This is a genomic window from Fundidesulfovibrio terrae (assembly GCF_022808915.1).
GTDB classification, from domain to species: domain Bacteria; phylum Desulfobacterota; class Desulfovibrionia; order Desulfovibrionales; family Desulfovibrionaceae; genus Fundidesulfovibrio; species Fundidesulfovibrio terrae.
On the sequence record NZ_JAKZFS010000001.1, the window covers coordinates 896,471 to 919,384 of the forward strand.

22 protein-coding genes are annotated in these 22,914 nt (G+C 65.5%); 13 read left to right on the top strand and 9 right to left on the bottom strand.

What is annotated here, in order from left to right:
- The first annotated feature begins 324 nt into the window (after positions 1-324).
- Positions 325-1,221: a flagellin N-terminal helical domain-containing protein gene (locus ML540_RS04105; protein ID WP_243358698.1), complete on the top strand. Its 897-nt coding sequence runs from the start codon at positions 325-327 to the stop codon at positions 1,219-1,221.
- 127 nt (positions 1,222-1,348) lie between these two features.
- Here ML540_RS04105 and rnc read toward each other — a convergent pair whose 3' ends face one another.
- Positions 1,349-2,068: a ribonuclease III gene (gene rnc / locus ML540_RS04110; RefSeq protein WP_243358699.1), complete on the bottom strand. Its 720-nt coding sequence runs from the start codon at positions 2,066-2,068 to the stop codon at positions 1,349-1,351.
- 25 nt (positions 2,069-2,093) lie between these two features.
- Between rnc and ML540_RS04115 the strand changes: the two genes are divergently transcribed.
- Both ML540_RS04115 and ML540_RS04120 read left to right on the top strand, forming a co-directional pair.
- Entirely contained in the window at positions 2,094-4,214 is a 2,121-nt protein-coding gene (locus ML540_RS04115) for an acetate--CoA ligase family protein (protein WP_243358700.1), read from the top strand.
- A 161-nt stretch (positions 4,215-4,375) separates the two neighbouring features.
- Complete coding sequence (locus ML540_RS04120) at positions 4,376-5,440, top strand: phosphotransacetylase family protein (protein ID WP_243358701.1); 1,065 nt, start codon at positions 4,376-4,378, stop codon at positions 5,438-5,440.
- Positions 5,441-5,523: 83 nt separating this feature from the next.
- Here the strand turns inward: ML540_RS04120 and ML540_RS04125 are convergent, their stop codons facing one another.
- On the bottom strand, positions 5,524-5,799 hold the full coding sequence (locus ML540_RS04125; RefSeq protein WP_243358702.1) for a hypothetical protein: 276 nt from the start codon (positions 5,797-5,799) through the stop codon (positions 5,524-5,526).
- Between the two features lie 201 nt (positions 5,800-6,000).
- Between ML540_RS04125 and ML540_RS04130 the strand changes: the two genes are divergently transcribed.
- Together ML540_RS04130 and ML540_RS04135 are read left to right on the top strand one after the other, a co-directional pair.
- The gene (locus tag ML540_RS04130) at positions 6,001-6,402 is read left to right on the top strand and encodes an Hsp20/alpha crystallin family protein (RefSeq protein ID WP_243358703.1); all 402 of its coding nucleotides are present in this window, start codon (positions 6,001-6,003) and stop codon (positions 6,400-6,402) included.
- Between the two features lie 70 nt (positions 6,403-6,472).
- Complete coding sequence (locus ML540_RS04135; RefSeq protein ID WP_243358704.1) at positions 6,473-8,956, top strand: Lon protease family protein; 2,484 nt, start codon at positions 6,473-6,475, stop codon at positions 8,954-8,956.
- Positions 8,957-9,200: 244 nt separating this feature from the next.
- Here ML540_RS04135 and rnhA read toward each other — a convergent pair whose 3' ends face one another.
- Genes rnhA through ML540_RS04150 form a run of 3 tightly spaced genes read right to left on the bottom strand, consistent with a single transcriptional unit; the run spans position 9,201 to position 10,841 of the window.
- Positions 9,201-9,686 carry a ribonuclease HI gene (gene rnhA / locus ML540_RS04140; protein WP_243358705.1) on the bottom strand — a complete coding sequence of 162 codons (486 nt, stop codon included), beginning with the start codon at positions 9,684-9,686 and terminating at the stop codon, positions 9,201-9,203.
- Positions 9,673-10,167 (bottom strand): hypothetical protein, encoded by a 495-nt coding sequence (locus ML540_RS04145; RefSeq protein ID WP_243358706.1) that lies wholly within the window; start codon positions 10,165-10,167, stop codon positions 9,673-9,675. Before ML540_RS04145 ends, rnhA begins: the two co-directional genes overlap by 14 nt.
- On the bottom strand, positions 10,164-10,841 hold the full coding sequence (locus tag ML540_RS04150) for an ABC transporter ATP-binding protein (protein WP_243358707.1): 678 nt from the start codon (positions 10,839-10,841) through the stop codon (positions 10,164-10,166). Before ML540_RS04150 ends, ML540_RS04145 begins: the two co-directional genes overlap by 4 nt.
- Before the next feature lie 91 nt (positions 10,842-10,932).
- Between ML540_RS04150 and ML540_RS04155 the strand changes: the two genes are divergently transcribed.
- From ML540_RS04155 to ML540_RS04165, 3 genes are all read left to right on the top strand, one after another.
- Entirely contained in the window at positions 10,933-11,523 is a 591-nt protein-coding gene (locus ML540_RS04155) for an arylesterase (protein WP_243358708.1), read from the top strand.
- 199 nt (positions 11,524-11,722) lie between these two features.
- Positions 11,723-11,947: a twin-arginine translocase TatA/TatE family subunit gene (tatA, locus tag ML540_RS04160; protein ID WP_243358709.1), complete on the top strand. Its 225-nt coding sequence runs from the start codon at positions 11,723-11,725 to the stop codon at positions 11,945-11,947.
- Positions 11,948-11,963: 16 nt separating this feature from the next.
- On the top strand, positions 11,964-12,803 hold the full coding sequence (locus ML540_RS04165) for a ribonuclease H-like domain-containing protein (protein WP_243358710.1): 840 nt from the start codon (positions 11,964-11,966) through the stop codon (positions 12,801-12,803).
- Positions 12,804-12,957: 154 nt separating this feature from the next.
- Here ML540_RS04165 and ML540_RS04170 read toward each other — a convergent pair whose 3' ends face one another.
- Complete coding sequence (locus ML540_RS04170; RefSeq protein WP_243358711.1) at positions 12,958-13,230, bottom strand: hypothetical protein; 273 nt, start codon at positions 13,228-13,230, stop codon at positions 12,958-12,960.
- A gap of 251 nt (positions 13,231-13,481) precedes the next feature.
- Between ML540_RS04170 and ML540_RS04175 the strand changes: the two genes are divergently transcribed.
- From ML540_RS04175 to ML540_RS04195, 5 genes are read left to right on the top strand one after another with little or no spacing between them, the layout of a single operon-like run.
- Positions 13,482-14,870: an MBOAT family O-acyltransferase gene (locus tag ML540_RS04175; protein ID WP_243358712.1), complete on the top strand. Its 1,389-nt coding sequence runs from the start codon at positions 13,482-13,484 to the stop codon at positions 14,868-14,870.
- Between the two features lie 18 nt (positions 14,871-14,888).
- Entirely contained in the window at positions 14,889-15,965 is a 1,077-nt protein-coding gene (locus ML540_RS04180; RefSeq protein ID WP_243358713.1) for a DUF459 domain-containing protein, read from the top strand.
- Positions 15,966-16,013: 48 nt separating this feature from the next.
- Complete coding sequence (locus ML540_RS04185; RefSeq protein ID WP_243358714.1) at positions 16,014-16,883, top strand: SGNH/GDSL hydrolase family protein; 870 nt, start codon at positions 16,014-16,016, stop codon at positions 16,881-16,883.
- A 22-nt stretch (positions 16,884-16,905) separates the two neighbouring features.
- Positions 16,906-17,763 carry a hypothetical protein gene (locus ML540_RS04190; RefSeq protein WP_243358715.1) on the top strand — a complete coding sequence of 286 codons (858 nt, stop codon included), beginning with the start codon at positions 16,906-16,908 and terminating at the stop codon, positions 17,761-17,763.
- A gap of 43 nt (positions 17,764-17,806) precedes the next feature.
- The gene (locus tag ML540_RS04195) at positions 17,807-18,478 is read left to right on the top strand and encodes a tetratricopeptide repeat protein (protein WP_243358716.1); all 672 of its coding nucleotides are present in this window, start codon (positions 17,807-17,809) and stop codon (positions 18,476-18,478) included.
- Positions 18,479-18,551: 73 nt separating this feature from the next.
- Here the strand turns inward: ML540_RS04195 and ML540_RS04200 are convergent, their stop codons facing one another.
- Genes ML540_RS04200 through ML540_RS04210 form a run of 3 tightly spaced genes read right to left on the bottom strand, consistent with a single transcriptional unit; the run spans position 18,552 to position 22,845 of the window.
- Positions 18,552-19,871, bottom strand: a complete 1,320-nt coding sequence (locus tag ML540_RS04200; RefSeq protein ID WP_243358717.1) for a histone deacetylase family protein — start codon at positions 19,869-19,871, stop codon at positions 18,552-18,554.
- Positions 19,865-21,544 (bottom strand): hydantoinase/oxoprolinase family protein, encoded by a 1,680-nt coding sequence (locus ML540_RS04205; protein ID WP_243358718.1) that lies wholly within the window; start codon positions 21,542-21,544, stop codon positions 19,865-19,867. Before ML540_RS04205 ends, ML540_RS04200 begins: the two co-directional genes overlap by 7 nt.
- A gap of 59 nt (positions 21,545-21,603) precedes the next feature.
- The gene (locus ML540_RS04210; protein ID WP_243358719.1) at positions 21,604-22,845 is read right to left on the bottom strand and encodes a NupC/NupG family nucleoside CNT transporter; all 1,242 of its coding nucleotides are present in this window, start codon (positions 22,843-22,845) and stop codon (positions 21,604-21,606) included.
- Between the last annotated feature and the right edge of the window lie 69 nt (positions 22,846-22,914).

Sequence of the window (22,914 nt, forward strand, 5' to 3'; positions counted from 1 at the left end):
GGACGGGCTTCTCCAGTTGCGTCCTGGATCGTTGCTCGGTTGCGCGCCGTGGGCATCCCTGGCGCAGGACCGGTTCGATGCGGGGCTGCACGTCTCAAAAGCCCCGGAGATCCCAATAATTGCTCGGTCATCGAACGTTTGTAACCTGACGCGGGGCCCTAAAAAGCGCGGCAACTTTGACCTGGGAGGGGTGAAAAGAGGGGGAAAAAGGTGCATCCTTGTTTTTAAGATTCCGAAATAGCTAGTCTATTTATTGTTGGCACGGATCAAGCATCTGCATGTCCAACAACAAGGAAAGTTGCCTTTAGACAAGGAGGTACTCCCATGGCTCTGGTAATCAACCACAACTTGATGGCGATGAACGCATCGCGGAACCTGTCGAACTCATACGACAAGCTCGGCGTCTCCACCCGGCGCCTGTCTTCGGGCCTTCGCGTGGGCACCGCGGCCGACGACGCTGCCGGCCTGGCCATTCGCGAACTCATGCGCGCGGACATCAGCTCCATCAACCAAGGCGTGCGCAACGCTAACGACGCCATCTCCATGATCCAGACCGCCGACGGCGCGCTGCAGGTCACGGACGAGAAGCTCATCCGACTGAAGGAGCTGGCCACCCAGGCGGCCACCGGCACCTATACGTCCGATCAGCGCCTGATCATCGACTCGGAATATCAGGCAATGGCCTCGGAAATCACGCGTATCGCCTCGGCCACCAACTTCAACGGCATCTATCTGCTCAACGGCAACCTCTCCAGCACCACGCACGATGGCACTGGACTCAACCCCGTGGGCAAGATCAAGATCCACTTCGGCACCGGCAACCACAGCGCCGAAGACTACTATTTCATCAACATCGGCTGCGCCACGGCTTCCGCGCTGGGCATCGGCATGGGCGCCGACCCCACCCGCCCCGACGGACGGTCCATCTCCACCCAGGACATGGCCCAGAAGGCGCTGGACGTCATCAACCGCGCCATCGTGTCCAAGGACAAGATCCGCGCCCAGCTCGGTTCCACCCAGAACCGTCTGCAAAACACCGTCCAGAACCTGCAGATCCAGGCGGAAAACCTGCAGTCCGCCGAATCGCGCATCTCGGACGCCGACGTGGCCACCGAAATGACCGAATTCGTTCGGGAGCAGATCCTGACGCAGTCCGCCGTGGCCATGCTCTCGCAGGCCAACAGCCTGCCCAAGATGGCCATGCAGCTCATCCAGGGCTAGGCTTGAGTTGATTTGTGTAGCCAGGACCAGGGAGGCGGGGGCTAGGAAGGCCCCCACCCTGGCCTGGATCACTCCTGGATTACTTGATCTTTCCCGTCAGATGAAATTCTTTGCGGGGTTCAACGCGCTAGACGCCCTTCCCCTCTGATCTGGCTCGCTCTTCGGATTCGAGCATGTCCAGGGCGATTCGGGCGGCGGTCTGCTCGGCTTTTTTGACGCTCGAGCCCAGGGCCGTGAGGGTCCTGCCGTCCGGCAGGGTCAATTCCACTTCGAAAAGTTTTTCGTGCTCGGGGCCGGAACTGCCCATGAGCCTGTAGATCGGGCGGGACTTATGGTCGCGCTGGGTCAGTTCCTGCAGCCTGCTCTTGAAGTCGCGCGCCTTGGGCGGATCGATGTCCCGGGGCCAGCGCGGAGCGAAGAGCTCCACCACCACCCGCCTGGCCTCCAGGTAGCCTCCATCCAGGAATACCGCGCCCAGAAGGGCCTCGAAGGCGTCCGACAGAAGAGAGTCCCTGTCGCGCCCGCCCTGGCTTTCCTCTCCCCGGCCCAGGGAGATGTAGGACATGAGGTTGAGCACCCTGGCCGTCTCCGCCAGGCTCGGCATGCTCACCAGTTTGGCCCTCAGTTTCGTCAGCGTTCCCTCGGGGGCATCCGGAAAACGCTTGAAAAGTTCTTCGGAAACTGCCAGTTCAAGCACCGCATCTCCAAGGAACTCCAACCTCTCGTTGTGGTCGCAGCCCTGCTCGTTGGCGAACGAGCTATGGGTCAGGGCCGTGGCCAACAGCTTGACTTGGCCGAAGCGATAGGAAATGGATTCCTGTAGGTTTTCCAGCGCATCTTCCGTCATTACAATGCCTTCCTTCGGCGGCCGCATGGAACGAAACGACCCGTTGCTCTCGCTCTTCGAACCCCGCACCGTGGCGGTGATCGGCGCATCACGCTCCCCTGAGAAGGTGGGGCATCTTGTTGTGTCCAATCTACTCGCCTCCGGGTATCAGGGGAAAATTTTTCCGGTCAACCCCCACGGGGGCGAAATCGCGGGAATTGCCGCGTTCCTCTCCGAGGACCAGCTGCCCGAAACCCCGGACCTGGCCGTGCTGTGCATCCCCAGGAACTTGGTGAACGCAAGCCTGGAACGGCTCGGAGCCCTGGGGACAAAGGCCGTGGCCGTCCTGGGCTCGGGTTTCAAGGAGGTCGGCCGCGAGGGCTACTACCTTGAGGAGGAGGCCGCAAGCATTTGCCGTCGGCACGGCATGCTTATGCTCGGCCCCAACAGCCTGGGCGTGTTCAACCCGGCCAGGGGACTTTCCGCCAGTTTCGTCCAGGCCGCTCCGGACGCGGGCAACGTGGCCTTCTTCTCCCAGTCCGGCTCGCTGTGCTTCTCCGTGCTGGACTCCGCCCGGAGCAAGGGGTTCGGCTTCTCCAAGTTCGTGAACCTGGGCAACAAGGCCCTTCTTGACGAATCCCACATGCTGGCCTTTTTGAAGGACGACCCCGAAACCGAGGTCATTCTGGGATACGTGGAGAACATCGCCGACGGCCAGGCTTTTCTGCGCGCCGCCCAGGAGGCCACCCTGGAAAAGCCGGTGATCATGATCAAGTCCGGCTCCACCCCGGCCGGGGCGCGAGCCGCCACCAGCCACACTGGGGCCATGGCCGGATCCGAGGACGCCTGCCGCGCGGCCTTCACCCAGGCCGGCATCATCCGGGTCGGTGGCGTCGAGGACATGTTCAACCTGGCCTGGGCCTTCTCCACCCAGCCCGCGCCCCAGGGCCCTAACCTGTGCGTGGTGACCAACTCCGGCGGTCCCGGCATCATGGCCGCCGACGCGGCCGGGCGCACCAAGCTCAACATGGCGGCGTTGCGCGGCCAGACCGTGGACGAGCTCAAGGCCATGCTGCCCAGCTACGCCGACGTCTACAACCCCGTGGACATCCTGGGCGACGCCGACGCCGCGCGCTTCGTCAAGGCCCTGGGGGTGGTGGCCGCCGACCCCATGGTGCACATGGTGCTGGCCCTTCTGACCCCGGCTCCGGCCGTGGACGTCGAGGCCGTGGCCCGGGCCGTGGCCGAGCAGGCCAGGTCCTGCGGCAAGCCCGTGGTGGCCTGCTTCATGGGCGAGGGCAAGGTGGCCGGGGCGCGCGAGATCCTGCGCCGGGCCAAGGTGCCCTGCTACGAGTATCCGGAATCCGCCGTGGCGGCCCTGGACGCGCTGTTCTGCCATTGCGAGTGGAAGAAGCGGCCCCTGCCGGTGGAAATCTGCTACATGTCCAACACCTACCAGGCCAAGGACGTGTTGGACAAAGCCAAGGGCAAGGGCTTCACGGAGCTTTCCGAGTTCATGGCCCAGGACGTGCTCAAGGCCTACGGCCTGCCCGTGCCCAAGACGGTTCTGGCCAGGACCTCCGACGAGGCCGCCCAGGCGGCCAAGTCCATGGGCTATCCGGTGGCCTTGAAGATCGCCTCGCCCCAGATTCTGCACAAGTCCGACGTGGGCGGCGTGGCTCTTTCCATCGGAAACGAGGACGAGCTGCGCCGATCCTTCATGGGCATCACCAACCGAGCCCGCCGGGTGAAGGAAGCCTACGTCATGGGCTGCCTGGTGCAGGAGATGGCCCCCAAGGGCTCGCGCGAGGTGTTCGCCGGGTTCAAGCGCGACCCCCAGTTCGGGCCGCTGGTGCTCTTCGGGCTGGGCGGCATCTACGTGGAGGTGCTGCGCGACGTCTCCTGCAGGCTGGCCCCGCTGTCGCTTCTGGACGTGGGCGAGATGGTGCGCGAGATCAAGAGCTATCCGATCCTACGCGGGGTGCGTGGCGAGCCCCCCGTGGACTTCCGGGCCGTCGAGGACGTTCTGCTGACGCTTTCGCAGATCGCTGTGGACTTCCCGGAGATCGAGGAATGCGATTTCAATCCGATCATGGCCCATCCGGGTGGCGTGCTCGTGGTGGATGCGCGCTTCACCCTGGGCAAGCCGACCGGCAATGACGGTTGATCACGGGGCGTAAATAGGGCTAGTAAGAAACGGCGCTGTCCGAGCCATGCGGGGGACGTGGTGTCCCCGGGCGCGGCGCGGCCGGATCATTGGCTGGAAATCAAAAGCTCCGGGCCGTTCCCGGGAGGGAACGCTGCCCCGGCGCAGGGCGGGAGGAATCCATGGCTGGCATCTACATCGGGTCCACGTCGGGATATTCCGGCAAGAACATGGTCGTCATGGGGCTCGGCCTCAAGTTCCAGAAGGAAGGCTACCAGGTGGGCTACTACAAGCCCGTGGGCGCCATGCCCAAGGAAGTGGCCGGAAAGCTCGGAGACGACGACGCCAACTTCGTCCAGGGCGTGCTCGGCCTGGAGGAGGACCCCGCCGAAGTGACCCCCGTGGTGGTCACGCAGGATTTCAAGGTCAAGGCTTTCTCCGGCCAGTGCGGCGACCTCATGGGCCAGATCGATTCGGGCTACAGGAAGCTCTCCAAGGGCAAGGACGTCACCCTGGTGGCGGGCTCGGGCTCCATGTACTCCGGCAAGTACTGCGGCGTGGACGGCGTCAGCGTGGTCAAGAAGCTGGACATCCCGGCCATCGTCATCGACCGCTTCCAGAAAGAGCTCAACTACGACTATCTGGTGATCCTCAAGGAAGCCCTGGGCGACCACCTCATGGGCGTGGTCTTGAACGACATCACCCCGAATTTCCTGGACGAGGCGGAATCGCTCATCGTGCCCTTCCTTGAGCGCAGCGGCGTGAAGGTGCTGGGAGTCATCCCCAAGGACCCGCTCATGGGGGCCATCAAGGTGGCCGACCTGGCCGAGAAGCTGGGCGGCAAGGTGATCAGCGCCCAGCACAAGGCCGAGCGCATCGTGGAGAGCTTCCTCATAGGCACCATGCAGGTGGAGAACTTCCTGACCCACTTCCGCAAGAACAAGAACGCGGCGGTCATCGTGGGCGGCGACCGCTCCGACGTGCAGCTGGTGGCCCTGGAGGGCGACAGCCCCTGCCTAGTGCTCACCGGCAACCTCTATCCCAACGACATCATCCTCACCCGTTCCGAGGTGCTGGAGATTCCCATCATCGTGGTGCGCGACGACACCTTCTCCGTGGCCAAGAAGATGGAGACCATCCTGCAGCGCCACAAGCTGCGCGACATCATCAAGATCAAGCAGGGCGCGCAGCTGGTCAGCTCCAACATCGACTTCGAGTACATCAAGCGGGGACTGGGGCTGAAGTAGCCCGGGACCGCCATGACGCTCCAAGGGTTCCGGCGCGCAGGTCGCGCCGGAGCCCTTTTTTTTACCTTATCCTTTGGGCGCTCTCACGACCCGACCGCGCACTCCTTGGAGTGGCGGCAGTAACTGTGCACGAACTGCCCCACTTCTGAGGCGAAGGCCGTGCACTCCCTGCCCCCCAGGCAGTTCTCGGCGTCCTGGAAGCCCAGGCTGACGCTCATCTCGTGCTTGCCCTTGGCCAGCCGTATCTCCCAGGCGTTCATGTCCGGCATCGCCGTAACCGTCAGGGTCACGCCGGACTGCCCGATTTCGGGAAACATCTCCTTTATTTTCGAAGATAATGCCGTGGCGTCCACTTTCATGGCCAACCTCCGGGATGAGGGATTTGGGGCGGAGCGTACCATGCCGGGCCGCCTGGAGCAAGGCAGGGAGAAATTTCATCCGCACTCTTGATTGTGCGGGATCGGAGGGCGTCCTTGACAATTTTTGCCCTGCTTGTTCTTAAATAGCCCAAAAGCCCCGGTTCTTCGCGGCCGGGCGAACCCCCATCCGGAGGCGCGGCCATGCCCGATCTGATCTCTTGGGGAGCGCACGAGATCGCCAAGCTCAAAGGCGACCTGGACAAGCTCTTCGACGACCTTTTCGAGGATTTCGCCCTCTCCCGCGCCGTCTGTCCCGACGAAGGCATCAGCCTGGCCCAGGCCGGAGACGGCTGGATCGTCACCTGCCCCCTGCCCGGGTTCGAGCCCGGCGAGGTCTCCGTGACCGTGGCCGGGCGCGTGCTGTTGATCACCGCCGCCAGGAAGGAGGCGGAGGGCGTGGGCCTCGTGACCCTCTCGCGCCGCCTGAGCCTGCCGTTCCCCGTGGAGGCGGCCGAAGCCGAATTCTCAGGCGGAACGCTCACCGTGAGCATCCGCCGTTCGCCCCCTTCCGCCGTCCGCAGCGTCCCTGTGGTCAAGAGATGACCCCACACATTCCCGGCCGGCCGCCCGCGAAGCGTCACGCGGCGGCCACGCCATCACACCGGAGAACGCCATGACCGCATCGCCTCATTCCATGGAAGTCCCTCAGGACAAGCTCCGCTGGAGGCTCGACCCGGCCTCCCTGGGCTTTGAGACCACCGCCCAGCTCGATCCCCTGGACGCCGTCGTCGGCCAGGACCGGGGCCTTGAGGCCCTCCGGTTCGGCATGGGCATGGCCCGCAAGGGCTACAACATCTTCGTCACAGGCGAGCAGGGCCTTGGCCGTCTGTCCGCAGTCAAGCGGCTCCTGCGCGAGCTCTCCAAAGCTGACCGGGTCCCCGACGACCTGTGCTACGTCAACAACTTCAAGCGCGCCGAGGCTCCGGTGCTGCTCAGGTTCAAGGCCGGGCAAGGCTCGGTTTTCAAAAAGGACATTCACGATTGGCTGGAGAGCCTCAAGAAGGAGGTCCCGCAGCTCTTCGAGAGCGAGGAGTACATCGCCCGCAAGAACGAGATCATCGAGGTGCACGAGAAAAAGGTCATGGAGTTCTACAAGGCCGTGGAGGAGAAGGTCAAAAACACCGGCCTGGCCATGGTGCGCATGGAGATCGGCCCCTACAGCCGCCCGGACGTGCTGCCCGTGGTGGACGGCGAGCCCAAGCGCATGGTGGACCTGGAGGCCATGGTGGACAACGGTCGCTTCCCCCGGGAGGAATTCGAGCAGATCAAGGCCAAGCGGACCCAGGTGAAGGAGGAGGTGGACCACATCGTGCTCGAGGTGCGCACCCTCCAGAAGGAGGTGGACCGCAAGCTCGAGGACATGGACCGCATCATGTTCCGGGCCATGGCCTCGGACCTTCTGGCGCCGCTACGCGAACGCCACCCCGACCCCAAGGTCGCGGCCCACCTGGACTCCATGCTCGACCACATGGTGGAGAACCTGGAGGAGATCAAGCTCCTGGGCGGCAAGGGCCAGGGCATGCCGGGCGGAATGCCCTTCATGGGCCCCTCGCCCGAAGCCATCGTGCAACCCTACGGGGTGAACCTGCTGGTGGACAACGCCGAGCAGCCCGGCCCCCCGGTGATCATCGAATCCTACCCCACCTACCGCAACCTGTTCGGCGGCGTGGACCGGGTGGTGGGACCCTACGGCGGCTGGAGCACCGACTTCACCAAGATCACCGCCGGGGCCTTCGTCAAGGCCAATGGCGGCTACCTGGTGCTGAACCTCATGGACGCCATCATCGAGCCCGGCGTCTGGCAGACCCTGAAGCGCTCCCTCAAGACCGAGCGCATCGAGATCCAGACCTACGACCCGTTCTATTTCATCTCCGGCACCGGGCTCAAGCCCGAGCCCATCGACATGCAGGTGAAGGTGGTGGTGCTCGGCGACCACCGGCTGCACCAGCTCCTTCTGTACTACGACCAGGACCTGCCCAAGATTTTCAAGGTCCGCGCCGATTTCGCCCGGGCCATGGACAAGACCGACGCCGCCGTGGCCGACATGGCCCGGTTCATCGCGGGAGAGGCCGCCAAGCACAAGCTGAAGCCCTTCGAGGCCGGAGCCGTGGCCCTGGTGGTGGAGCACGCCGTGCGCATGGCCGGGCGGGTGGAGAAGCTCTCCACGGCCTTCCCCCTGCTGGCCGACCTGCTCTTCGAGGCTGACCTCTACTCCGGGCGCGCCAAGGCCGACGTCGTGGGCGCGGACCACGTCCGCCAGGCGCTCACCGCCCGCATCGGACGCCTGGACCGCATCCAGGAGCTCCTGCGCGAGATGATCGCCCGGGGCAGCCTGTTCGTGGACGTGGAGGGAAGCGCCGTGGGCCAGGTCAACGGCCTGGCCGTGCACAGCGTGGGGGATTTCGCCTTCGGCATGCCCTCGCGCATCACCGCGGCCACAGCCATGGGCCGTGAGGGCATCATCAACATCGAACGCGAGGCCGACCTCTCCGGCCCCATCCACAGCAAGGGGATGCTCATCCTGTCCGGATACCTGCGGCGCAACTACGCCCAGGACAAACCCCTGTCGCTCACCGCCAGCATCGCCTTCGAGCAGGCCTATTCCGGCGTGGACGGCGACTCGGCGTCCTCAACCGAGCTGTACGCGCTGCTGTCCAGCCTGTCGGGCGTGCCCCTGCGCCAGGACGTGGCCGTCACCGGTTCGGTGAACCAGATGGGGCGCGTCCAGCCCATCGGCGGGGTCAACGAGAAGATCGAAGGGTTCTTCCTGTGCTGCCGGGACAAGGGCCTCACGGGAAAGCAGGGCGTCATGATCCCCAGGGCCAATGTCCAGGATTTGATGTTGCGTGAGGAGGTACTGGAAGCCGTGAGCAAGGGAGAGTTCCACGTCTGGGCGGTGGAGACGGTGGACGAGGGGATCGAGCTTTTGACCGGAGTCCCGGCCGGGGAGAGAGGCAAGGACGGGAAGTATGCGGCCGGAACGATCAACGCCCTGGCCGACGACCGCCTGAAGAGCCTGGCCGAAGGTTTGCGCGATTTCGTGCAGGAGGGGGAGGATAAGAAGGACAAAGGCAGGAAGGCGAAGAAGGGGAGCTGAAGAGAAAGAGCCGCCGGCGGCCAAAGGGACCAGTCCCTTTGGAATCCCCTGTCGCTTCGCGGGATTCGTGAGGAGCTTCTGCCGCAATCTGGAGAGCTGGCTGGCTTTTTTGAATTAACTAAGTTGGTTGTATGCTTGCGCCATGATGCCGCCGAAGGCGGCTTGTTGAAAAATGAAGACCACGACAAAAAACGGGATGCCCGCTTGGCGGACATCCCGTTTTTTTGTTGGAAAGTTGGGGAAATCAGCCGGGGTAGCCGGTGTCCACCGGAAGCTCGCGCCCCTGCGCGGCCCTGCGGGCCAGCACGTCGCAACGCTCGTTCTCCGGGTGCCCGTTGTGCCCGCGCACCCACTCGAACTTCACCTGGTGCTGGGCCAGAAGCCCGTCCAGGCGCATCCACAGGTCGCGGTTCTTGACGGGCGTCTTGGCCGCAGTCTTCCAGCCGTTGCGCTTCCAGTTGGCCAGCCAGCGCTTCTCGATGGCGTCGCGCACGTACATGGAATCCGTGACCACCCGCACCTGGCAGGGCTTGGTCAGCTCCTCCAGGGCCACGATCACGGCCAGGATCTCCATGCGGTTGTTGGTGGTGAGCTTGTATCCGCCCGAAAGCTCTTTTTCCTTGCCGTTCCAGTGCAGGATCGAACCGTAGCCGCCGGGCCCGGGATTGCCCAGGCAGGCCCCATCGGTGTGGATCAGGACCGGGCAGGATTCGTTGTCAGTTCCGTTCACGCAAAGCCTCCAATATGGCGAGCACGCAGGAATACAGGCCCTCGGGCCAGGTTCCGGCGGCGAAGAAAGGGTCGAAATAGCCGTTCGCGAGCTGCTCCGCAAGCCCGGGAGGGAGCGCTTTCGCCAGGAGCGGCGGGATGGCCGTCACGGCCTGCTTGCCCGCGACGTCCAGGCCGATGAAGACCACTGAGGGATCGGCGGGAGGCGGCGTCACCGGGCCTCGCCGCACCACCACCCGCAGGCTCACCCCGTACGTGTCGTGCATGACCTTGGATGCGTCGCGCAGGAGCTTGATCTTGTCCGCGGAAAGCGTCCCGGTCTCGTCGAGAACCGCGTCCTGGCGCGAAAGCCGGTCCGCCACGCCCTCGAAATGGCGCGAATAGGCCCATACCATGGCCAGCACCACGCACAGAAGAAGCAGGCCCCGGGGCATGGAGAACTTCCCGCGCCCGCCCCCGAGTTCGATGCGTTCTCCGGTCATGGATGCTCCCCGATCACGCCATCCTCCATGAGGGCCACCCGGCCGCAACGCCCGGCCAGGGCCATGTCGTGCGTGACCAGCACCATGGTGGCGGAAGTCTCGTTCGCCAGGGTGAAAAGCGTCTCCACAACCCTCTCGCCGGTGGCGTGGTCCAGGTTGCCCGTGGGCTCGTCGGCCAGGATCAGGCGCGGACCGGCCACCACGGCCCGGGCCAGGGCCACGCGTTGCTGCTCGCCGCCCGAAAGCTGGGCCGGATAGTGGCCAAGCCGCCCCGACAGGCCCACGCGCTCGAGCGCCTTGGCCGCCAGGTCGAAGGCCCCCTCGCGGCGGGCGAACTCCAGGGGCAGGGCCACGTTCTCCAGGGCGGTCATGGCCGGGGCCAGGTGGAAGCTCTGGAACACGATCCCCACGTTTTCCAGGCGGAAGCGGGCCAGCTGGTCCTCGTTCATGCCCGAAAGCTCGCGCCCGGCCACCCGCACGGAACCGGACGTGGCCCGCTCCAGGCCGGACATGAGCATGAGCAGCGTGGTCTTCCCGGCGCCCGAAGGCCCCACCACGGCCAGATGCTCCCCGGCCTTGGCGCGCAGGTTGGCCCCGCGCAGAATGTTGACCGGCCCGGCCTGGCTTTGTAGGGTCAGGGTTACGTCCTCAAGGGCGATCATCTCGGTGTCCATGTCCGCATCATGGCACGAGCGTAGCGGGGATGGCAACGTGCATGCAGTGTTCGCGGGGCTTGTGGCCCTTGTGTTTGTGCTGGTTGGAATCATGACGCCTTCTGACGCCCACGCCAAAACCCTCCGTCTGGCCGCTTTGGGCGACAGCCTTACCGCCGGATGGGGCCTGCCCCCGTCCGAGTCCTTCTGCGCCGAGCTGGAACGTGCGCTCAAGGCCAAGGGCCACGACGTGCAGGTGCTCAATTTCGGTATCTCCGGGGACACCACCGCCGGTGGCGTGGCCCGCGTGGGGGCCGTGATCGCGGCCAGGCCCGACGGCGTCATCCTGGAGCTGGGGGCCAACGACGCCATGCGCGGCTTCGATCCGGCCCTGCCCGAAGCCAACCTGGACCGCGTTCTGGGCGAACTCAAAAAGGCGAACATCCCCGTGCTGCTCACCGGCATGCGGGCGCTTTTGGGCATGGGCAAGCGCTACGGCGACGAGTTTGCGGCCATCTATCCCCGCCTGGCCGAAAAGCACGGCGTGAAGCTGTATCCCTTCTTCCTGGCTGGCGTGGCCGGCGACCCGGCCCTCAACCAGCCCGACGGCATTCACCCCAACTACCAGGGCGTGCGCGAGGTGGTGCGGCGGATGCTGCCGGACGTGGAGGCGTTCCTGAAAAGTCTGGGGGAGGGGAAGTAGGAGGAGGTATGCCTCCTTAGGCCAAAGGGACCAGTCCCTTTGGAATCCCGTAGAGCTTCGCGGGGTATCCGGCGGGGCGGACCGGCGCGGGATCGGTTCTGGACCACTTCGGGTCAAGTTTTGAGTTGCCAAACCCCCTTGGCGAGCTTAGTTTCCCCGCACGGCAAACCCACCGGCGTTTCGGCGCAAGGAGAAGCTTATGGGCGCGTTTTCCATCTGGCATTGGATCGTAGTTCTTGCAATCATTCTGCTGGTTTTCGGACCGGGCCGCCTCGGCAACCTGGGCCGCGACCTGGGCAAGAGCATCAAGGAATTCAAAAGCGCGATGAACGACAAGGACATCACGCCCGACAAGATCGAGGACCACTCCACCCAGGCATCCTCCACCACCACGGTCAACCAGACCGACAAGACCAAGGTCTAGCCGCCTTTTTCTGGCCATGCTGGGCCGCACCTTCTGTCATCTGCCCGGCATAGGTCCCAAGAGCGAATCCTCCCTGTGGGATGCGGGCATCCGCACATGGGAGGATTTCCTTTGCGCGCCTGAGCCCCCCGTCAGCCCCGGCAGGTTCGGGCTCATGCGCGAGGGGCTGGAACAGTCCCGGGCCGCCCTCCAGGCCCGCGACGCGGACTGGTTCGCGGCGCGGCTGCGTACCGCCAATTCCTGGCGGCTCTTTCCTTCTTTCCTGCCCGACGCGGGTTATCTGGACATCGAAACCGACGGCACCACCGATCCGGTGGTCACGGCCGTGGCGCTTCTGCACCAGGGGCGGCTGGCCACCTACGTCCGTGGCGAGAACATGGACGAGTTGGAGGCCGGGCTGGCCGGGGTGAAGGTGCTGGTTACGTTCAACGGCAAGTGCTTCGATGTGCCGATCATCGAGCGCGTGCTCGGGGTGCGTTGTCCCAAGGCCCATGTGGACCTTCGCTTCGTGCTGGGGGCGGTGGGGCAGAAGGGCGGACTCAAGGCGTGCGAGAAACGCTACGGGCTCTCGCGGCGGGAACTGGACGGGGTGGACGGCTGGAGCGCGGTGCTCCTGTGGCGGGAATGGGAGCGCACCGGCGACCGGCGGGTGCTCGAGACGCTTCTGGCCTACAACGCGGCCGACGTGCTGTCGCTGGAGGTGCTCCTGGCTCACGCCCTGGACGAACTGCTTCTCAAGACCCCCTTCGCCCCCGAGCTCACCGTGCCCGTCCCGGACATGGCCGCCAATCCCTTCACGCCCGATCCGGACGTGGTGGAGTGGGTGAAGGGCGCCGCCGTTCCCCGGTACTTCTAGCTTTCTTCCGGACTTTCGGGCCGCGCGAGGTTAGCCCGCAGCCCAATGCGCCAATAAGACGGGATTCCAGAGGGACTGGTCCCTTTAGCCGCCGGAGGCTTCTTCTCCCCTGGCCCTCCGGCTTCAGTCGCAGACACCGCCCCTGGCCCGGCCCCTACCAGTTCTTGTGCCGTTTCTCGAATTCGGAGAAAGCGTTGCTCTTTTCCCGGTTGCGTTTTTTCAGCCCGTCCAAGAGCGATCCGTGGATGTCTTCCAGGTCTTCCGGGGTGAAGCGGGGCGGGGGGGATTTCACGTGTTCGGGCTGGGCGAAGGTCGGTTCCTCCTGCGCCGCTACGCTTGCGTCCTTGCAAAGAGACTGGCGCAACATTCTTAATTCGTTCAGCATTTCTCTGTTTACGCTGATGAGTTCAAGCAGAAGGTGTTCCATGGCTGAGGTCTCCGGGGGATGGTTGGCTGTTGCCTTTTTCGACACGAAAGGTAAAATATGCTTGCCGAGCCGGACGGGGCCTTTCGCCCCGGATTCTGATTTCGCCAACACCTTGAATTGCGTTGATTTGTCAGGGGAAGACGCCGCGTCCGGCCTGTGCCGGGGCGGGGTCGAGAGTGTAACAGGCTACGGGCTCCGTCAAGCCCGTCTTCTTTTGGATGGATCGACAATGGTTTTCATGTCCGGCCGCGATGCAGTTTCTTAGCCTCGAGTTCGCCTTTTTCTTCCTGGCCGTGCTGGCCGGAGCCTGGGCTGCGCGCCGAAACGCCCTGGCCTTCCGGCTGCTGCTCCTGGTCGCTTCCTATATCTTTTACGCGTCTTTTCACCTGGGGTTCGCCGCACTGCTTCTCGGCGTGAGCCTGTCCACCTGGGGCGCGGCCCTGGGCGTGGCCCGGCTTCAGGCCCCCGGCCGCAGGAAGGCCTTGCTCACGGCGTATCTGGCGGCGCTTCTCGGCGAGCTGTGCTTCTTCAAATACTACGCCCTGGCCTCCGAGCTGACGGGTGCGCTGCCGGAGCTGTCCATCGTCATGCCCGTGGGCATCTCCTTCTTTACTTTCCAGGCCGTAGGCTACGTGGTGGACGTGTTCCGCCGCCCGGAGGAGGTCCAGCGTTCGCCCCTGGACGTGCTCCTGTTCATGGCCTTTTTCCCCACGGTGCTCTCGGGCCCCATCCTGCGGGCCAGGGACTTCATCCCCCAGCTCCGGTCGGCCGCCCCCGCTTGGACGGACGCCAACCAGGCGTTCTGGCTCATCATGGTGGGCCTGTTCAAGAAGGTGGCCCTGTCGAGCTACCTCTCCGAGCACATCACCCGTCAAATCTTCAGCAACCCCGACGATTTTTCCAGCCTGGGCGCGCTGGTCGGGGTGATGGCCTACAGCGCCCAGATCTACTGCGACTTCTCCGGCTACTCGGATCTGGCCCAGGGACTGGCCGGGCTTCTGGGACTTCGCGTGCCAGACAACTTCGACCGGCCCTACAAGGCGCGCAATCTGCGCGAATTTTGGCAGGGCTGGCATATGAGCCTTTCCACCTGGCTTCGGGACTACCTCTACATCCCCCTGGGCGGCAACCGCTGCACGCCGTTGCGGCGCAACCTGAACCTGCTGGCCACCATGGGCCTGGGCGGGCTCTGGCACGGCGCCAACCTGACCTTCCTGGCCTGGGGCCTCTTGCACGGAGTGGGGCTTGCGGCCACGCACGCCTTTGCCGGGCGTATCGGGGCGGGGCTTGAAGGCTGGAAGGCCAAGGCCCGTGACGCGGCCTTCTGGGCCGGAACCTTCGGTTTCGTCACCCTGGCCTGGGTGTTTTTCGCCGCTCCCGATTTCGAGACGGCGGCTCAGGCCCTCGCCCGCATCGTGAGTTTCGACGCCGCCGGGAAAGGGCCCGGCGTGACGGTTACGGTCATCACCCTGGGCGTCATCGGCTTCCAGGCCCTGAACCTCGACTGGCTGCGCGCCTGCCCGCCGCTGCTGTCCCGGCTTTCGGCCCCGGCCCTGGCCTGCGCGCTTGGCGTTCTCGGAGCGCTGGCCGTTCGTTTGGGACCTGACGGCATGCTGCCGTTCATCTACTTCTCGTTCTAGAATGAGGACGCCGCATCAATGACGGGCAAACGGATAGTTCTGGTTTACGCGCTGGCCCTGGCGGTGGGAGTGGCGCTGCTGTTCGACCGCATCGGGCCGTGGCTTTCGGGCAAGTTTCCCGACGGCCTGCCCGAGGGCTTGGCCGCCGTGGTGGCCGCCGGGGAATCGCTGCATGCCGCTTCGGGGCTGACCGGGCTGGCCCTTGCGCTCGACTGCTCAACCGCCGGGATGTTCGACGGCACCTACAAGAAGACCTACCGTTGCGGCGACGCCGCCCTGGCCGACGCTGCCCCGCCTTCGTCGCATCCGGGCGAGGCCCTCGCCGCGCAGGACATCCCTGACGCCGCTTCCGGCACCACCGCGTCCCTTCAGCCCGGACAGCCCCCTCAGCCCAAGCTCAACCTGCCCGCCAACGTGCTGGTGGTGGGCGACTCCCTGGCCGTGACCCTGGCCGTGAGCCTGGAAAAGGCGTTCAAGGATTTCGAGGGTCTGACCATGATCCCCAAGGGCAAGATCGCCAGCGGCCTGCAGAATCCGCAGTACTACAACTGGGAGCAGGCCCTGTCCCAGTTCATGAAGGAATACGATCCCCAACTGGTGATCGTGATGATGGGGGCCAACGACGCCAAATACCTGAGCCTGGACCCGGAAGCCCCGGAACCGGCCGCCCTGGACGACAGGCGCCGCTTTCTCTATGAGGCGAGGCTGAAAAAATTCCTCTCGGTAATGGACGAACGCAAGGTGACGAGTTATTGGATAGGCTTGCCGGTCATGGGGGACCCGGAACTCTCGGGCAAGAGCCGCGCGCTCAACGCCATCGTGAGCCGGGCCTGCCGGGAGTCGTCCCACGGGCGCTTCCTGGACACCTGGCCGCTGCTCTGCGACCCGCAGGGCAACTACGCCCAGCACATCATGGACAACTCCGGTCACCGGATACGGGTGCGCGAGGGCGACAAGATCCATTTCTCCACTGCCGGAGGAGACATCATCGTCAGGGCCCTGCTCAAGGACGCAGGCGAACTCATTGAGTTCAAGCCCAAGGGCGGCAAGCAGGTGGCCCAGGCCCCCACGGCGGCGCGCACGGCCGCCCAGTAGATCCTCCGGCCTTGACGGCGGCCCCGAATGGGGCCAAACGGAGGTGCCATGCGTTTCTCATCGTTTCTTCTGAAGCTTCTCACCGCGTTCGCGGTGTTGACCGTCACCGGCTGCGCTGGGGCAGGCGTCGGGGAGAACTCCGCCTTCGCCAAGTCCAGCCGCAAGGCGCAAGCCCTGGCCGCCCTGGAGCGGCCCAACCTCGCCCCCAAGGACCTTTTCGCACCCCGCCAGCCCAAACGCCAGGTCAGGTCACTGGCCGTGGTCGGGGATTCGCTCTCCATCGGCCTGGCCTCGGAACTGGAGAAAAGCCTGGGATCAAAGCCCGGCCTGGGCTTCGCCAGCCTGGGCAAGGTCTCCTCGGGGCTGGCCCGGCCGGACTTCTTCGACTGGGACCGCAACCTGGACACCCTGGCCCGCCGCTACCGGCCCGACGCCGTGGTGATCATGCTGGGCACCAACGACAACAAGCCCCTGCGGTTCGAGGGCGGCGCGCAGATTCCCTACGCCACCCCCGAATGGGACAAAGCCTACACCGCCCGCGTCAAGCGCATGGTGGAGATCGTCCGCGCCCACAACCCTTCGGCCATGGTGTTCTGGATGGGCGCGCCCGTCATGGCCGACGACGACCTGAACCACGACCTCAAGCACATCAACGCCCTCATCCGCAAGACCATGGCCTCTTTCGATGACTGCCACTACGTGGACACCTGGCCGCTCTTTTCGACGGCAGGGGGCGGCTTCGCCTTCTCTAAGCCCGACCTGGCCGGGGGAGCGCCGCTGCGCGCCCGCGACGGCGTCCATCTGACCACGGCCGGAGCCCAGACCCTGGCCGGGCACTGCCAGGCCGTCCTGGAAACCCGCATAACCTGGGCCCCTCCCGCGCCGGGCAACGTGCCCTTGGCCGATACGGGCGTCTAACCACACACGAGGATCACGCGTCATGACCCGACTGATCATCCTGGCGATGCTGGCCGTCACGCTGTCGGCGGCTCCGGCCCAGGCGAGGCTCATCAAGGAAATGCAGGTCACGCGCACGGGCAAGATCGCCGTGGCCACGGAAGGCTCCGCCACGGTCTACCGCCTGATGCTCGAAAACAACAAGATGATCGTGGTGGGCGACCGGGAGTTCTTCCCGCCCGCCACCCGCGCCGCCCTGGACCAGGCCGCCGAACGCAAGCTCACCGTGGAGATCGCCGGTGGGCTGCTCATCTTCAACGACCAGCCCCCCGTGTTCACCCTGCCCCTGTCCAAGCTGGACGTGAGGGGGCTGGACATGCGCGCGCAGTCTCCGCCCGCGGCCGCCGATCCCGCCGCCTCCCTGGCGGAGCCCCACGCCTCGGGCGACCCCGAGCCTTTCAAGTCCGCCAAGCTCAAGTTCAACTCCTCCGTGACCCTGGGCCAGGCCCTGGACAACTATGCCTTCTTCACCTCCCGCTCCTGGCGGGTGCTCGAGCCCAACAAGGCCGAATTCCGGGGCGAAGTGGACCTCTCGAGCATCACGGAGCTGGACAGCCGCTACGTCAGCCGTCTCAACTCCAAGGATCTGCACGACACCTTCAAGTCGCTCACCTTCGTGGCCACCATCAACCTGAAGCGCGGCAGCTCGGCCGAGTGCCCCGACCCCTCCATCGAAGCCGTGTTCCAGGACGGAGTCCGCGACCGGCTGGTCTGGAAGGATCCTCCCACCTACTACTGGGAGCGCATCTACCAGAACCGCAAGATCAAGTTCGACTACTTCCTGTCCAAGGCCATCCTGAACCCCAAGTTCGGCAAGGGCGCGGGACAGCCCGTCCAGTAGGCCTTCAGGCCCGACGTTTTACCTCGCATCATCAGGAGAGAACATGGCAAAGCCCAAGAACGCCCCACAGGCGCGGCAGGAGACGCCTGCCCCGCAGACAATGGTCCGCAAACAGTCGGCCGTGGCGCTGGCCGTGGTCATGCTGCTGGCTGGCGTGTTCATCGGCTGGCAGGGGGCGGTGATCGTCTTCAACCAGGAGGCGGCCCAGGGCGGCAAGCCCGCCGGGATGCCAGGAGGGATGCCCCAGCAGGCGCAGGGACAGCAGGCTCCACAGGGCATGAACCCCATGTCCTCGCTCATGGCCCAGGCCAAGACCATGGAGGAGCAGGCCGCCAAGAGCCCTAACGACCCGGCCGTCTGGGCCAAGCTCGGCGATACCTACTTCGACGCCGAACTGCCCGACCGCGCCGTGGCCGCCTACCAGAAGTCCCTGGCGCTCAAGCCGGGCCAAGCCGACGTCTGGACGGACATGGGGGTGATGCTTCGCTCCATGAACAAGTACCAGGAGGCGCTCAAGGCCTTCGAGCAGGCCGTCGCCATCGACTCCAAGCACCAGCAGGCCCGGCTCAACACCGGCGTGGTGTACCTGTTCGACCTGAAGGACAAGCAGGCCGCCATCAAGGCGTGGCAAGATCTTCTGGCGGTGAACCCCGAGGCCAAGATGCCCGACGGCAAGCGCGTGGCCGACGCCGTGAAGGAACTCGGCGGGAAATAGCTTCTCGGATCAAAAAAGGCCGGGAGCACGACTTCGTGCACCCGGCCTTTTCATTTTTCTGATTCCCATCGATCTAAATCAGCACCCGCTTCACATCCTTCCCCGGCCGGTCCACCAGCATGGCATGCCGGTAGTTCCCTGACCTCTGTCCCATCTCGAACACCTCGTGGCCCTTTTCCCGGCAAGCCGGGCAGGCCCGCAGCGGAATCTGCACCGCCAGGCACGGCCGCCCCTGGTCGGCGCGGCTTTCGATGACCACCGTGCCGGAACACTCCCCGCACATGAAGACCTTCTCTAGCTGGCGCTCGGAAATCCCATCCGTGTCGTAGTGGATTTCCTTCTCCCGCACGAACCATTCCCCTTCGAGGCGCCCGTGCTTGGGCATGGGGGGCGGGTCCATGAAGTATCCCAGCAGCTGGTCGGCCAGCGACAGGGTATAGTCCGTGATGCGCTGCTCCTGCCTGACCCGTTCGGGGTCGTAGGAGGGCTCGCTCACGTAGGAGGTATCCATGCCGGCCATGGCCAGGCAGATGCCCAGGTTCACGTAGGGCAGCGCGCCCTGGATGGAGTAGCCGCCTTCCAGCACCGCGATGTGCGCCCCGAGCCTGCGGGTCAGTTCGGCGTAGCCCTGGGCGGAGAAGGCCATGTTGGTGATGGGGTCGGAGAAATGGTTGTCCTGCCCGGCGGAGTTGATGATGATCTCGGGCTTGAATCGCTCGATGAGCGGCATGACCACATGGTCGAGCATATGCAGGATGCCCTGGTCGCCGGTGCCGGGCAGCAGCGGGATGTTGCAGGTCGTGCCGATGGCCGTGGGCCCGCCCAGCTCGTATGGGAAGCCCGAGCCGGGATAGATGGTGCGCCCGTCCTGGTGGATGGAGATGAAGAGCACGTCCGGATCGTGCCAGTAGATGTCCTGGGTGCCGTCGCCGTGGTGGCAGTCGGTGTCCACGATGGCGATGCGGCGTACGCCATAGCGTTCGCGCAGGTACTCCACCATCACTGCCTCGATGTTGATGGTGCAGAAGCCGCGCGTGCCGTGCACCACCTTCATGGCGTGGTGGCCGGGCGGGCGCACCAGGGCGAAGGCGCGCTTGGCCTCGTGCTCCATGACCAGCCGGGCGGCGCGCATGGCCCCTCCGGCGGAGATGAGGTGCGAGGAGGTGACCACCTGCTCAACGTCGGGGAAGCAGAAGTGGGCCAGGTCCACGTCGCTCACGCGGGCCACGTCGGGCTTGTATTCGCGGATGCCCTCGATGTCGAAGAGCCCTTCCTCGCGCAGCTGGTCCTGGGTGTAGAGCAGGCGTTCCTGGCGCTCGGGATGGGTGGGACTGATGGCCCAGTCGTAGGCCGGGAAGAAGACGACCCCCAAGGGGCTTGAGGCTCTCAGCATAGGCGGTGCACCGCCTTGCGGTATCCGGGCAGCACCCCGGGCCTGATCTGGCATTTCACGCGGATGGAGCGGCCCACCAGGGCGTCGTCCTCAACCATGTTGAAGGACTGGGACTCCACGATCTCCAGCATCGCGTCGGGGTCGGCGATGCGCAGGTGCTCCAGGTACTGGCGCAGGTATCCGGACGCGTCGGCCCGGGCTTCGTCCAGGTTGTAGGAGGGAGGCACGGCCTCCTCCACGTCCAGGCCGGGGATGAGCATGCGTCCCTGCTGGGTGTCGGCGAAGAGTTCGGCCGAGAGCGTGGGGCGGGACAGGGCCGCGCCGATGGCGTTGGCCACGGCGTAGCTGCCGGGCACGATGACGTCCTCGGGGAAGACCTCGGCCAGGAGTTCCTGCATGGCCTTGGCCGGGCCGCCCATGACGTAGACCTGGGCCGGGGTCAGGCGCTTGCCTTCCAGCAGTTCGTAAATGGTGTAGACCGGGCGGTCGTTGACGGCCCGGGTGAGGTCGATGACGGCGGCCCGGATGGAGGTGACGGCGGCCAGGGCCGCGTCCTGGGCCAGGGTGGCCCCGTCGGAGCCGTTAAGCGCCGCCAGTTCGTTGAGTCCCCTGTGCGAGGCCGCCATGTCGCCCAAGCTGGCCGCTCCCAGCACGTTGAGGGCGTCGGTGAGGGTGGGGTGGCTGCCTCCCTCGGCCATGGCCGGGCCCAGCCTGCGCGGTCCCACGCGCACGTGGCCGTCCAGCACGGTGATGGCCGAGTCGCCGCCGATGCCGATGGAGCGGCTCTTGAGCGCGCGCACCAGGGTGGGGCGGCCCGAGATCACGGCCCCTTCGGGCTCGATCAGCGGCGCCCCGTCGGCGAAAAGGGCGATGTCGGTGGTGGTGCCGCCGATGTCCAGGATGACCGAGTCGCGCTTGATGTCGCACACGGCGATGATGCCCATCACCGAGGCGGCCGGGCCGGAGAGGATGGATTCAACGGGGAAGGTCCGGGACATGGACAGGGGCATGGTGCCGCCGTCGGCCTTGAGGATGTTCACGTGGCCCGAGAGCCCGAAGCGCAGCGCGGCGCGCTGCACGGCGTCGGCGAAGCGGTTGAACGTGCGCCAGACCGAGGCGTTGAAGGCGGCGGTGTGGATGCGCCGCCCGAAGCCCAACTGGCCGGAAAATTCGTGCCCGCAGCTGACGAAGTCAGCCTGGGGGTGGACCACGGCGCGCAGGGCCTCCTCGAATTCGGGATTGCGCGGCGAGAACTTGCCCACGCAGGCGTAGACGCTCACCCCGGCGGCCTTGCAGGCTTTCGCGTGGTCGCGGGCGGCGGCCTCGTCGAGCGGGGCGGTGACGCGCCCCCGGTGGTCGGTGGCTCCGGGGATGACCCGGTAGTGGCCGCCCGTGGCGTAGGCGGCGGGATCGACGCCTGGACCGGAGGCCACGAATATGCCCACGGGCTCGGTAAGCCCTTCCACGATGGCGTTGGTGGACAGGGTGGTGGAGAGATTCAGGCGCGAAATAGGGTCCGGCCCGGCCTCGGGCACGATGCGGCCAAGCACCTCGCGGATGGATTCCATCAGGTCCGCGTGGTTGGTCTTGACCTTGGCCCAGGCCCGAAGGCCCCCCGTCCCCACGAGGACGGCGTCCGTGTGCGTGCCCCCCACATCGATTCCCAGCAGCATGGGTTCGATCTACCACGAAATATTTTCGAACACCATTGCCAAGACGCCCTCACGGCCGCTTACGGGAACAACACTCCCACCATGGCCCCGGTCATGAGCGAGGCGATGGCCCCGGCCGCAAGCGCCCGCATGGAAAGCCCGGCGATCTCGGCGCGCCGCTCCGGGCAGAGCGCGCCCATGCCGCCGATGATGATGCCCACGCTGCCGAAGTTGGCGAAGCTGCACATGGCGTAGGCCAGGATGAGCCGGGTGCGCTCCGAGAGCGCGGCCGCCGGAAGGTTGGCCATGTCGATGAAGGCGATGAATTCGTTCAGCACCACCTTGGTGCCGAGGAGGCTCCCCGCCGTGCGGGCCTCGGACCAGGGAATGCCCAAAAGCCAGGCCACCGGCGACAGGAGCCACCCCAGGCCGCGCTGCAGGGTCAAGGGCTCGCCGCCGAAATCAGGCGCGTACCCGAGGCCCAGGTTCACGATCTTCACCAGGGCGATGAACGAGATGAGCATGGCGATGATGTTCAGGAAAAGCTGCAGGCCGTCCCAGGTGCCGCGCGCCACGGCGTCCATGGAGCCGCTGGCGGAAGAGGGCGGAATGGCCTCCCCGAGCGTGGGCGTGCCCGTCTCGGGCAGCATCACCGCCGCGATGGCCAGGGCCGCCGGGGCGTGGATGACGGACGCGGTCAGGATGTGCCCCAGGGCGTCCGGTATCACGTTGCCCAGCACCGTGGCGTAGAGCATGAGCATGGTCCCGGCGATGCAGGAGAGCCCCGTGGCCATGAGGGCGAAAAGCTCGCTACGCGTCAATTGCGTCAGGTACGGCTTGATGAGCAGCGGCGCCTCGATCATGCCCAGGAAAATCGTGCCCGCCGCGCCGACGCCCAGAGCGCCGCCGATGCCCATGGACTTTTTCAGCACCCAGGAAAAGCCCCGCACCACGTAGGGCAGCACGCGCCAGTAGAACAGGAGCGAGGTGAGCGCGCCGATGACGATCACCAGCGGCAAGGCCTGAAACGCCAGGATGAAGCTCGATCCGGGCTTGGGCTCGGGAAAGGGCACCGGTCCGCCGCCCAGGTAGCCGAACACGAAGGAGGTTCCGGCGCGGGTGGCCTCCTCCATTGCCAGAACCACCTTGTTGAGCGCCATGAACACGCCCGAGAACACCGGCATCTTGAGCATGAGGCTCGCGATGGCGAACTGGAGCGCCACGCCGCCAAGCAGCATGCGCCAGGGCACGCGCCTGCGGTCGCAGCTTAAAAGCCAGGCGATGAAAACGAGGACGACGAGGCCGAAGGCGCTTTGGAGCACGGACTCACCTTCTCGCGCATGGACGCGAAGCTAAAAAGGATTCCAAAGGAACGCCAATTCCGCAGGATT